This is a genomic window from Pseudomonas sp. B20 (genome assembly GCF_020515755.1).
Lineage (GTDB): Bacteria > Pseudomonadota > Gammaproteobacteria > Pseudomonadales > Pseudomonadaceae > Aquipseudomonas > Aquipseudomonas syringae.
Genome location: NZ_JAHPJG010000012.1, coordinates 1 through 12,746, shown reverse-complemented (window position 1 = coordinate 12,746; position 12,746 = coordinate 1). Strand labels below are relative to the sequence as shown.

Genomic DNA, 12,746 nt, shown 5'->3' with positions numbered 1-12,746 from the left:
ACGAGGAAACCTCGAAACCGTTGGTCAGGCGCACACGGCAGACTTTACGCAATGCCGAGTTAGGTTTTTTCGGCGTGGTGGTATACACACGAGTGCACACACCGCGACGTTGCGGGCAGTTCTGCAGCGCAGGTACGTCGGATTTCTCGACGATACGCTTACGCGGCTGACGTACCAGCTGGTTGATAGTTGCCATCTACTAGCTCCACTGTTGTCTTGCGACGCTATTGTCTTACAAGAAAAGCAAATGACAGGGCACAGGCCCCGCCAAATTTAGGGGTACAAGAGTCTAAAGAGGATCCCGCCCCCAGTCAAGACAAAGCCCCGACGTCCTCAACGGGCAAACAACACGAAAACGTGCTGTCTGCCAGATGAAAAATGCCGAGGCTCTGGTCTCAATTACCGCTGGAGTTCAACGCTTCCGTCAGAGCTGCTTCTACTTCGCTCGCGCTGACACGGGTCGGTTTGTCCATTTCACGACGACGCTTGCGCTCGCTGTGATAAGCCAGACCGGTACCGGCCGGGATCAAACGACCCACGACCACGTTTTCCTTCAGGCCGCGCAGGTAATCGCGCTTGCCGGTCACAGCCGCTTCGGTCAGTACGCGGGTTGTCTCCTGGAAGGAGGCCGCGGAGATGAACGACTCGGTGGACAGCGATGCCTTGGTGATACCCAGCAACACGCGAGTGAACTTGGAAACAAACTTGTCTTCCGTGCTCAAACGCTCGTTTTCTACCAGTACGTGAGTCAATTCCATCTGGTCGCCCTTGATGAAACTGGAATCGCCAGACTCGGCAATCTCAACCTTACGCAGCATCTGACGCAGAATCGTCTCGATGTGCTTGTCGTTGATCTTCACGCCCTGCAGACGGTATACGTCCTGAATCTCGTTGACGATGTACTTGGCCAGCGCACTCACACCCAGCAGACGCAGGATGTCGTGTGGGTCGCTCGGGCCGTCCGAGATAACTTCGCCGCGGTTCACTTGCTCGCCTTCGAAGACGTTCAGGTGACGCCACTTCGGAATCAGCTCCTCGTACGGATCGCTACCGTCGTTCGGGGTAATGACCAGACGGCGCTTGCCTTTGGTCTCTTTACCGAATGCGATGGTACCGCTGACTTCTGCAAGGATCGACGCCTCTTTCGGACGACGCGCTTCGAACAGGTCGGCAACACGCGGCAGACCACCGGTGATGTCACGAGTCTTCGAAGTTTCCTGCGGAATACGAGCGATAACATCACCGATCGCGATCTGCGCACCGTCAGCAACACCAACAAGGGCGTTGGCCGGCAGGAAGTACTGGGCCGGTACGTCAGTACCTGGCAGAAGCAGATCCTTGCCATCCAGACCGACCATCTTCACAGCAGGACGGATGTCCTTGCCGGCAGCAGGGCGGTCTTTGGCGTCGAGCACTTCAATGTTGGTCATACCGGTCAATTCGTCTGTCTGACGCTTGATCGTGATGCCTTCTTCCATGCCTACGTAGGTAACAGTACCTTTCATCTCGGTGACGATTGGGTGAGTGTGCGGATCCCACTTGGCCACGATAGAGCCAGCGTCGACCTTGTCGCCCTCCTTCACCGAAATCACTGCACCGTATGGCAGCTTGTAACGCTCACGCTCGCGACCGAAGTCATCTGCGATTGCCAGCTCACCGGAGCGGGATACCGCAACCAGGTGACCATCAACACGCTCGACGTGCTTCAGGTTGTGCAGACGGACAGTACCGCCATTCTTCACCTGAACGCTGTCGGCTGCCGAGGTCCGGCTTGCCGCGCCACCGATGTGGAACGTACGCATTGTCAGCTGGGTACCCGGCTCACCGATCGACTGTGCAGCGATTACGCCGACAGCTTCACCGATGTTGACCTGGTGACCGCGTGCCAGGTCGCGACCGTAGCACTTGGCGCAGATGCCGTAGCGGGTTTCGCAGCTGATTGGCGAACGAACGATGACTTCGTCGATGCTGTTCAGCTCGATGAACTCGACCCACTTCTCGTCTACCAGCGTGCCTGCAGGCACGATGACCTCTTCTGTACCCGGCTTGAACACGTCACGGGCAATGACTCGCCCCAGTACGCGCTCACCCAGCGGCTCTACAACGTCACCGCCTTCAATGTGCGGAGTCATCAGCAGACCGTGCTCGGTACCGCAATCAACCTCGGTAACCACCAGATCCTGCGCGACGTCTACCAGACGGCGTGTCAGATAACCGGAGTTAGCGGTTTTCAATGCAGTATCCGCAAGACCCTTACGAGCACCGTGAGTAGAGATGAAGTACTGAAGTACGCTCAAGCCTTCACGGAAGTTCGCAGTGATCGGCGTTTCGATGATGGAGCCGTCAGGCTTGGCCATCAGACCACGCATACCGGCCAGCTGACGAATCTGGGCAGCAGAACCACGCGCCCCGGAGTCAGCCATCATGTACATCGAGTTGAAGGATTCCTGATCAACTTCGACGCCGTGACGGTCGATAACGCGTTCTTTGGACAGGTTCGACATCATCGCTTTCGAGACTTCGTCGTTCGCCTTGGACCAAAGGTCGATTACCTTGTTGTACTTCTCGCCCTGGGTTACCAGGCCGGAGGCGTACTGACTTTCGATCTCTTTAACTTCTTCGGTGGCCGCGTCGATGATGCGAGCTTTTTCATCAGGGATAACGAAGTCGTTAACGCCGATGGAAACACCCGAAATGGTCGAGTAGGCAAAACCGGTGTACATCAACTGGTCAGCGAAGATAACGGTCTCTTTCAGGCCAACCACGCGATAGCACTGGTTGATCAGCTTGGAGATCGCCTTCTTCTTCATCGGCTGGTTGACGACGTCGTATGACAGGCCGGCCGGAACCACCTGGAACAGCAGCGCACGGCCGACAGTGGTGTCGACGATGCGGGTGTTCTTGACGCTGCCACCATCACGGTCGTTGACCGTTTCGTGGATACGAACCTTGACCTTGGCGTGCAGAGCCGCTTCGCCGGCGCGGAATACGCGGTCGACTTCCTGCAGGTCCGCAAATACACGACCTTCGCCCTTGGCGTTGATCGCTTCGCGAGTCATGTAGTACAGACCCAGTACAACGTCCTGCGAAGGAACGATGATTGGCTCACCGTTGGCTGGCGACAGAATGTTGTTGGTCGACATCATCAGCGCGCGCGCTTCGAGCTGAGCTTCCAGCGTCAGAGGCACGTGAACGGCCATCTGGTCACCGTCGAAGTCGGCGTTGTACGCAGCACAGACCAGCGGGTGCAGCTGAATAGCTTTACCTTCGATCAGTACCGGTTCAAACGCCTGGATGCCCAGACGGTGAAGCGTCGGCGCACGGTTCAGAAGCACCGGGTGTTCGCGAATCACTTCAGCGAGAACGTCCCAGACCTCTGGCAGCTCGCGCTCGACCATCTTCTTGGCAGCTTTGATGGTCGTAGCCAGGCCACGCATTTCCAGCTTGCCGAAAATGAACGGCTTGAACAGCTCGAGAGCCATCTTTTTCGGCAGACCGCACTGGTGCAGACGCAGGGTCGGACCTACGGTAATTACCGAACGACCCGAGTAGTCAACACGCTTACCGAGCAAGTTCTGACGGAAACGACCCTGCTTACCCTTGATCATGTCAGCCAGGGATTTCAGAGGACGCTTGTTCGAACCAGTGATCGCACGACCGCGACGGCCGTTGTCGAGCAGTGCATCGACCGCTTCCTGCAGCATGCGCTTTTCGTTGCGCACGATGATATCGGGAGCGGACAGATCCAGCAGGCGCTTCAGACGGTTGTTACGGTTGATCACTCGACGATACAGATCGTTGAGGTCGGACGTCGCGAAACGGCCACCGTCAAGCGGAACCAGAGGACGCAGATCTGGCGGCAGAACCGGCAGAACGGTCAGCACCATCCACTCAGGAAGGTTGCCGGAACCCTGGAAGGCTTCCATCAATTTCAGACGCTTGGACAGCTTCTTGATTTTGGTCTCGGAATTGGTTTGCGGAATTTCTTCGCGCAGACGGCCAATTTCGTGCTCCAGATCAATAGCGTGCAGCAGCTCGCGGACAGCCTCGGCACCCATGCGGGCATCGAAGTCGTCACCGAACTCTTCGAGCGCTTCGAAGTACTGCTCGTCGTTCAGCAGCTGACCTTTTTCAAGGGTGGTCATGCCTGGATCGATAACGACATAGCTCTCGAAGTAGAGAACACGTTCGATATCACGCAGGGTCATGTCCATCAGCAAACCGATACGGGACGGCAGCGATTTCAGGAACCAGATGTGGGCAACCGGCGAAGCCAGCTCGATGTGAGCCATGCGCTCGCGACGAACCTTGGCCAGTGCTACTTCAACACCGCACTTTTCGCAGATGACACCACGGTGCTTCAGGCGCTTGTACTTACCGCACAGGCACTCGTAATCTTTTACCGGGCCAAAGATCTTGGCGCAGAACAGACCGTCACGTTCAGGCTTGAACGTACGGTAGTTAATGGTTTCCGGCTTTTTAACTTCACCGAACGACCAAGAGCGGATCATCTCAGGCGATGCAAGTCCGATACGGATTGCGTCGAACTCTTCGACTTGACCCTGGTTTTTCAGCAAATTCAGTAGGTCTTTCAAGGCTTTTCCTCCTGGCGGAGCAGGGAGCAGGCATTACCGCCCTGCCCCCGATTCGCGTCACGTGTTATTCGGTTTCCAGATCGATATCGATACCGAGCGAACGGATTTCTTTGATCAACACGTTGAAAGACTCGGGCATGCCCGGCTCCATACGGTGATCGCCGTCCACGATGTTTTTGTACATCTTGGTACGACCGTTCACATCGTCCGACTTCACTGTGAGCATTTCCTGCAGAGTGTACGCCGCGCCGTATGCTTCCAGCGCCCACACTTCCATCTCCCCGAAACGCTGACCACCGAACTGTGCCTTACCACCCAGCGGCTGCTGGGTAACCAGGCTGTACGAACCAGTGGAACGCGCGTGCATCTTGTCGTCCACCAAGTGGTTCAGCTTCAGCATGTACATGTAGCCAACCGTTACAGCACGTTCAAACTTGTTGCCGGTACGACCGTCGAACAGCTGCATCTGGCCGCTTTCCGGCATATCTGCCAGCTTGAGCATTGCCTTGATTTCGCTTTCCTTGGCACCGTCGAAAACCGGGGTAGCCATCGGTACGCCGTTACGCAGGTTCTTCGCGAGGTCCAGAATCTCGTTGTCGGTGAGGTCTTCCAGAGACTCCTGACGACCGCCGATTTCGTTATAGATCTCGTTGAGGAACTTGCGCAGCTCAGCAACTTTACGCTGCTCTTCAAGCATGCGGTTGATCTTCTCGCCCAGACCTTTGGCCGCGAGGCCCAGGTGGGTTTCGAGAATCTGACCAACGTTCATACGCGAAGGTACGCCCAGCGGGTTGAGGACGATATCGACCGGCGTGCCATTGGCATCGTGCGGCATGTCTTCAACCGGCATGATCACAGAGACCACACCCTTGTTACCGTGACGACCGGCCATCTTATCGCCCGGCTGGATGCGGCGACGGATTGCCAGGTAGACCTTGACGATTTTCAGAACGCCTGGAGCCAGGTCATCGCCCTGCTGCAGTTTGCGTTTCTTGTCTTCGAACTTGTCATCCAGAAGACGGCGACGATCAACGATGTAGGCCTGAGCCTTTTCGAGCTGCTCGTTGAGAGCGTCTTCAGCCATGCGCAGCTTGAACCACTGACCATGCTCAAGACCATCAAGCACTTCGTTGGTGATTTCCTGGCCCTTCTTGAGGCCAGCGCCGCCTTCAGCTACACGACCCACCAGCGCAGAGCGCAGACGTTCGAAAGTAGCGCCTTCGACAATACGGAACTCTTCGTTCAGATCCTTGCGGATCTCGTCGAGTTGCGATTTCTCGATGGACAGGGCACGCGCATCACGCTCGACACCATCACGGGTGAAGACCTGAACGTCAATGACAGTACCTTTGGTACCGGTTGGTACGCGCAGGGAGGTGTCTTTAACGTCGCTGGCCTTCTCACCGAAGATCGCGCGCAACAGTTTTTCTTCCGGAGTCAGCTGGGTCTCGCCTTTCGGAGTGACCTTACCGACCAGGATGTCGCCGGCGCCGACTTCGGCACCTACATAAACGATACCCGCTTCGTCCAGCTTGTTCAGAGCAGCTTCACCCACGTTAGGGATGTCAGCCGTGATTTCCTCTGGCCCAAGCTTGGTGTCACGCGCCACACAGGTCAGTTCCTGAATGTGGATCGTGGTGAAGCGGTCTTCCTGAACGACACGCTCAGAAAGACAGATGGAGTCTTCGAAGTTGAAACCGTTCCAGGCCATGAACGCGATGCGCATGTTCTGACCCAGCGCCAGTTCACCCATGTCGGTGGACGGGCCGTCAGCCATGATGTCGCTACGCTGAACACGGTCACCCTTGCTGACCAGCGGACGCTGGTTGATGCAGGTGTTCTGGTTCGAACGGGTATATTTGGTCAGGTTGTAGATGTCTACACCCGCCTCACCTGTTTCAACTTCATCATCGGCAACGCGAACAACGATACGGCTGGCGTCAACCGAGTCGATCACACCACCACGACGAGCCACGACGCAAACGCCGGAGTCGCGAGCAACGTTGCGCTCCATACCAGTACCTACCAGCGGCTTGTCGGCACGCAGAGTAGGAACAGCCTGACGCTGCATGTTCGAACCCATCAACGCACGGTTGGCGTCATCGTGCTCGAGGAACGGAATCAGCGATGCGGCTACCGAGACAACCTGCTTGGGCGAAACGTCCATCAGGGTGACATCGGCTGGCGCCTTGACGGTGAATTCGTTCAAGTGACGCACAGCAACCAGCTCGTCGATCAGCTCTTGCTTGTCGTTCATTGCGGCCGAAGCCTGGGCAATGACGTGGTCCGCTTCTTCGATCGCCGAAAGGAAGACGATCTCTTCGGTGACCAGACCTTCCTTGACCACACGGTACGGGCTCTCGAGGAAGCCGTACTGGTTGGTGCGCGCATAGGCCGCCAGGGAGTTGATCAGACCGATGTTCGGACCTTCAGGCGTCTCGATCGGGCACACACGGCCGTAGTGAGTCGGGTGAACGTCTCGAACTTCAAAGCCAGCGCGCTCACGCGTCAGACCGCCAGGGCCGAGTGCGGAAACACGACGCTTGTGCGTGATCTCGGACAGCGGGTTGTTCTGGTCCATGAACTGGGAAAGCTGGCTGGAACCGAAGAACTCTTTGACCGCCGCCGCAACAGGTTTGGCGTTGATCAGGTCCTGAGGCATCAGGCCTTCGCTTTCTGCCATCGACAGACGTTCTTTGACAGCGCGCTCGACACGGACCAGACCAACACGGAACTGGTTCTCGGCCATCTCGCCGACGCAACGAACGCGACGGTTACCGAGGTGGTCGATGTCATCGACGATGCCTTTGCCGTTGCGGATATCAACGAGGGTCTTGAGGACCGCTACGATGTCTTCCTTGCACAGCACGCCCGAGCCTTCGATTTCGGTACGACCGATACGACGGTTGAACTTCATACGGCCTACAGCAGACAGGTCGTAGCGCTCAGGGCTGAAGAACAGGTTGTTGAACAGTGTTTCAGCAGCATCCTTGGTTGGCGGCTCGCCAGGACGCATCATGCGATAGATCTCGACCAGCGCTTCCAGTTGGTTGCTGGTGGAGTCGATCTTCAGTGTGTCGGAGACGAACGGACCGCAATCGATGTCGTTGGTGTACAACGTTTCGATACGAACAACCTGAGCCTTGGCGATCTTGGCCAGGATTTCGGTGTTCAGCTCGGTGTTGCACTCGGCAATGATCTCACCGGTTGCCGGATGCACGATGACCTTGGCTGTAGTACGACCCAGGACGTAGTCCAGAGGCACTTCCAGCTCTTTGATCCCGGCCTTTTCCAGCTGGTTGATGTGACGGGCAGTGATACGACGACCCTGCTCGACAATGACCTTGCCCTTGTCGTCCAGGATATCCAGAACGGCAATTTCACCACGCAGGCGCTGAGGCACCAGCTCCAGGCTCAGGTTTTCACCGCGCACATGGAATACGTTGGTGGTGTAGAAAGCATCAAGCACTTGCTCGGTGGTGTAACCCAGAGCGCGCAGAAGTACGGACGCAGGCAGCTTGCGACGACGGTCGATACGGACGAATACGCAGTCTTTCGGATCGAACTCGAAGTCCAGCCACGAACCGCGGTAAGGAATGATACGAGCGGAGTACAGCAGCTTGCCGGAGCTGTGCGTCTTGCCACGGTCGTGGTCGAAGAATACGCCAGGCGAACGGTGAAGCTGAGACACGATAACGCGCTCGGTGCCATTGATTACAAAGGTACCGTTCTCAGTCATCAGGGGGATTTCACCCATGTAGACTTCTTGCTCTTTGATATCCTTGATCGCTTTGTTCGACGATTCTTTGTCGAAAATGATCAGACGGACCTTGACTCGCAGAGGTACTGCGTAAGTCACACCGCGCAGCACGCATTCCTTGACATCAAATGCCGGTTCGCCCAAGCGATAACCTACATACTCCAGCGCAGCATTGCCGGAGTAGCTGATGATCGGGAAAACGGATTTGAAGGCTGCATGCAGACCGACGTCGCGGAACTGATCTTTGGTCGCTCCCGCCTGCAGGAATTCGCGATACGAATCCAGCTGGATGGCCAAAAGATACGGCACATCCATTACGTCCGGCAACTTGCTAAAGTCCTTGCGGATACGTTTTTTCTCAGTATATGAGTAAGCCATCAGCGTTCCCCAGCTTGGTCACCTGCTTGTTTGGCTCCCTCCCGACGGAAGCAGCCAGAAAATCTTGCAAACCCCTTGGTTTGCGCCACCGCCATCGGTGGATGCCACACGTTACAGACGTTGACAGCGCCAATCGTCTATAACGGAAAAAGGCCGGTGGCAAAAGCCACCAGCCATCAGCCTTTCGCTAAACGCGTGGGCTGGACACTCAAAATCGATGCTTATTTCAGCTCGACTTTAGCGCCTGCTTCTTCCAGGGTAGCTTTTGCTTTGTCAGCTGCGTCTTTCGACACTGCTTCCAGAACCTGGGCAGGAGCGCCGTCAACTACAGCCTTGGCTTCTTTCAGGCCCAGACCGGTCAGTTCACGAACTGCCTTGATCACGTTTACTTTCTTCTCGCCAGCTTCCAGCAGCATGACGTTGAATTCAGTTTGTTCTTCAACAACAGCAGCTGCAGCAGCTGGACCAGCAGAGCCGGCAGCAGCAGTAACGCCGAACTTCTCTTCGAAAGCCTTGATCAGCTCTACAACCTGCAGAACGGACATTTCAGCTACGGCGTTAAGGATATCGTCTTGAGAGATGGACATGACTCAATTTCCTGAATTGGGGGACGGCCTACGCGACCATCAAAATAAACAAAAATACGCGAAAAGATCTGACTCAGCCTTAGGCTGCAGCTGCTTCTTTTTGGTCGCGAACAGCCGCCAGAGTACGAGCCAACTTGCTGGTAGCGCCTTGAATCACGCTCATCAGCTGAGAAATTGCTTCGTTACGGGTCGGCAGGCTTGCCAGTACATCGATCTGATTAGCTGCGAGGAACTTGCCCTCGAACGCAGCTGCCTTGATCTCGAACTTGTCCTGACCTTTAGCGAATTCCTTGAACAAACGGGCAGCAGCGCCAGGATGTTCGTTGGAGAACGCGATCAAGGTCGGGCCAGTGAACACGTCGTTGAGGACACTGAATTCAGTGTCAGCAACAGCGCGCTTGAGCAGGGTGTTACGTACAACACGTACGTAAACGCCAGCTTCACGAGCCTCTTTACGGAGTCCGGTCATTGCGCCAACCGTCACGCCACGGGCATCAGCCACGACAGCGGACAGACCAGCTTTGGCAGCCTCGTTGACTTCAGCGACGATGGCCTTCTTGTCTTCGAGTTTAATTGCCACGGGTTTAACTCCTGCTTGTTACCGTTTCATCCGACCGAAGCCAGATGTCGTTTTGGTGTCTGATTCGGTAAGGAACCGGGAGCACCATCTGCGTAGGCTTGAGGTTTAAGACTTGCGTCGCCTACGGTCTTGGATAGCCCCCGCCAGGCAGGGACCCCAATCTTTCAAACGGTACGGCAATCGCTCACCGTACCATTTTGTCTTACGCTTCCAACGAACCTTGGTCGATGACCAGGCCTGGGCCCATAGTGGTGCTCAGGGTGATGCGCTTGACGTAAATACCTTTCGAAGAAGCAGGCTTGATACGCTTCAGATCAGCGATCAGGGCTTCAACGTTTTCCTTCAGCTTGACAGCGTCGAAACCGACCTTGCCAACGGAAGTGTGGATGATGCCGTTTTTGTCGGTACGATAACGAACCTGACCAGCCTTGGCGTTCTTGACGGCGGTAGCGACGTCAGGAGTAACGGTGCCGACTTTCGGGTTAGGCATCAGACCGCGAGGACCGAGAACCTGACCCAGCTGACCCACAACGCGCATTGCGTCAGGGGAAGCGATAACGACGTCGTAGTTCAGATCGCCAGCTTTCATTTCAGCGGCCAGATCGTCCATACCAACGCGGTCAGCGCCGGCAGCCAGAGCAGCTTCAGCAGCAGGGCCCTGGGTGAATACTGCAACGCGTACAGTTTTACCGGTGCCGTGCGGCAGTACGGTAGCGCTACGTACGACCTGGTCGGATTTACGAGGATCAACACCCAGGTTGACAGCGACGTCGATCGACTCGCTGAACTTGACAGTCGACAGCTCGGTGAGCAACGCAGCGGCGTCTACAAAATTGTAAGACTTGCCAGCTTCGATTTTCTCGGCGATTGCCTTTTGACGCTTGGTCAGCTTAGCCATTACACACCCTCCACGTTAAGGCCCATGCTACGAGCGGAACCGGCGATGGTACGCACGGCCGCTTCCATGTCAGCTGCAGTCAGATCCGCATTTTTTGCTTTAGCGATATCTTCCAGCTGAGCACGAGTCACGGTGCCAACTTTAACGGTGTTCGGGCGAGCCGAGCCGCTGGTCAAGCCTGCAGCTTTCTTCAGCAGAACCGATGCAGGGGTACTTTTTGTTTCGAAAGTGAAGCTACGGTCGCTGTATACAGTGATGATCACTGGAGTCGGCAAGCCTGGCTCAATACCCTGAGTACGGGCGTTGAACGCTTTGCAGAATTCCATGATGTTCACACCGTGCTGACCCAGAGCAGGACCAACTGGCGGGCTTGGGTTAGCCTGAGCGGCTTTCACTTGCAGCTTGATGTATGCGGTTATCTTCTTGGCCATGAGGCACTCCAATTACGGGTTCAAGCGCCAATACAGGCTCCCCGGTTACTTACGCGTATATCCCAGTGACGAAAAAACCCCACAGCCTTGGGCTGCGGGGTATGGGATTCCAGCTCAGTTATGCCTTTTCGACCTGACTGAACTCTAGCTCTACCGGAGTAGAACGTCCGAAAATGAGCACCGCCACTTGAATCCGGCTCTTTTCGTAGTTAACTTCTTCGACCGTGCCATTGAAATCGGCGAACGGACCGTCGGTGACACGAACAACCTCACCTGGTTCGAACAGCGTTTTCGGCTTCGGCTTGTCGCTACCGTCAGCGACGCGACGCAGAATCGCTTCTGCCTCTTTATCAGTGATCGGAGCTGGCTTATCAGCGGTACCGCCGATGAAGCCCATGACACGCGGGGTGTCCTTGACCAAGTGCCAAGTACCCTCATTCATGTCCATCTGAACAAGCACATAACCAGGGAAGAACTTGCGCTCACTTTTGCGCTTCTGGCCATTACGCATTTCAACCACTTCTTCAGTGGGAACCAGAATTTCGCCGAAGCCATCTTCCATGCCTGCCAGCTTCACACGCTCGACCAACGAGCGCATGACATGCTTCTCGTAACCCGAGTAAGCATGCACTACGTACCAACGCTTAGCCACGGGACACCCTTAGCCAACTATCAAGGAAACAAGCCAGCCGAGCAGGGAATCAAGCCCCCACAACAGCAACGCCATAACCAGCACAACAGCCACAACGATCAACGTGGTTTGAGTGGTTTCTTGGCGAGTAGGCCATACGACTTTACGGATCTCGGCACGGGCTTCTTTCGCCAAAACGAAGAAGGCCTTACCTTTGCCTGTCTGCAGCGCTACAAATGCAGCAGCTGCGGCAATCACAAGGAGAGCGAGAACGCGATACAGGATCGGCTCAGCAGAATAATACTGATTGCCGACAACACCCACGACAACCAAAACGACTACCAGGAGCCACTTCAGCATATCAAAGCGAGAGTCTGATGCTTCAGCCTTGGGATTCATCTACGGAGATCCTGTGAAAAGAAAGCCAGATTACATCTAGGGAATCTGGCAGGTCAGGAGGGAATCGAACCCCCAACCTACGGTTTTGGAGACCGTCGCTCTGCCAATTGAGCTACTGACCTAAAAGCAAAATCAGGCCGACCATTATGCGGACCTGACGAGAGTTTTTCAACACCTTATTCGAAGAGCACCTAACAGGCAGTACGGCCCGAACAAGATTTAGACGGCGCACGCAGCGCGGAACCGCCTAAAACAAAGGCAGATATTTTCATATCTGCCTTTATCAATGGAGCTCTTGAGCGGATTTGAACCGCTGACCTCACCCTTACCAAGGGTGTGCTCTACCAACTGAGCTACAAGAGCAAAACACTGTGCATGAACCACAAGCCTGGAGCGGGTAGCGGGAATCGAACCCGCATCATCAGCTTGGAAGGCTGAGGTTCTACCACTAAACTATACCCGCACAACTTGCAGCTCGCGCTAAATC

The 12,746-nt window shown here is 55.6% G+C and carries 8 protein-coding genes, 3 tRNA genes and 1 pseudogene; all 12 read right to left on the bottom strand.

The window, feature by feature from the left end; all coding sequences use genetic code 11:
* Positions 1–196: pseudogene (rpsL, locus tag LIX91_RS13715) on the bottom strand (30S ribosomal protein S12); the annotation flags it as partial.
* Positions 197–395: 199 nt separating this feature from the next.
* Positions 396–4,595: a DNA-directed RNA polymerase subunit beta' gene (gene rpoC / locus LIX91_RS13710; RefSeq protein WP_003391781.1), complete on the bottom strand. Its 4,200-nt coding sequence runs from the start codon at positions 4,593–4,595 to the stop codon at positions 396–398.
* A 64-nt stretch (positions 4,596–4,659) separates the two neighbouring features.
* Positions 4,660–8,733 carry a DNA-directed RNA polymerase subunit beta gene (gene rpoB / locus LIX91_RS13705; protein WP_003317110.1) on the bottom strand — a complete coding sequence of 1,358 codons (4,074 nt, stop codon included), beginning with the start codon at positions 8,731–8,733 and terminating at the stop codon, positions 4,660–4,662.
* 221 nt (positions 8,734–8,954) lie between these two features.
* Positions 8,955–9,320 (bottom strand): 50S ribosomal protein L7/L12, encoded by a 366-nt coding sequence (gene rplL, locus LIX91_RS13700; RefSeq protein ID WP_003317111.1) that lies wholly within the window; start codon positions 9,318–9,320, stop codon positions 8,955–8,957.
* Between the two features lie 79 nt (positions 9,321–9,399).
* Positions 9,400–9,900, bottom strand: coding sequence for a 50S ribosomal protein L10 (gene rplJ, locus LIX91_RS13695; protein ID WP_002555498.1), 501 nt, complete (start codon positions 9,898–9,900; stop codon positions 9,400–9,402).
* A 202-nt stretch (positions 9,901–10,102) separates the two neighbouring features.
* Positions 10,103–10,798: a 50S ribosomal protein L1 gene (rplA, locus tag LIX91_RS13690; RefSeq protein WP_003317112.1), complete on the bottom strand. Its 696-nt coding sequence runs from the start codon at positions 10,796–10,798 to the stop codon at positions 10,103–10,105.
* On the bottom strand, positions 10,798–11,229 hold the full coding sequence (rplK, locus tag LIX91_RS13685; RefSeq protein WP_002555500.1) for a 50S ribosomal protein L11: 432 nt from the start codon (positions 11,227–11,229) through the stop codon (positions 10,798–10,800). The genes rplA and rplK overlap by 1 nt, the downstream gene beginning before the upstream one ends.
* A gap of 118 nt (positions 11,230–11,347) precedes the next feature.
* Positions 11,348–11,881 carry a transcription termination/antitermination protein NusG gene (gene nusG, locus LIX91_RS13680; protein ID WP_003317113.1) on the bottom strand — a complete coding sequence of 178 codons (534 nt, stop codon included), beginning with the start codon at positions 11,879–11,881 and terminating at the stop codon, positions 11,348–11,350.
* A 9-nt stretch (positions 11,882–11,890) separates the two neighbouring features.
* Complete coding sequence (secE, locus tag LIX91_RS13675) at positions 11,891–12,259, bottom strand: preprotein translocase subunit SecE (protein WP_002555502.1); 369 nt, start codon at positions 12,257–12,259, stop codon at positions 11,891–11,893.
* Between the two features lie 46 nt (positions 12,260–12,305).
* Positions 12,306–12,381, bottom strand: a tRNA-Trp gene (locus LIX91_RS13670).
* 165 nt (positions 12,382–12,546) lie between these two features.
* A tRNA-Thr gene (locus LIX91_RS13665) sits at positions 12,547–12,622 on the bottom strand.
* 26 nt (positions 12,623–12,648) lie between these two features.
* A tRNA-Gly gene (locus LIX91_RS13660) sits at positions 12,649–12,722 on the bottom strand.
* Positions 12,723–12,746: the final 24 nt, after the last annotated feature.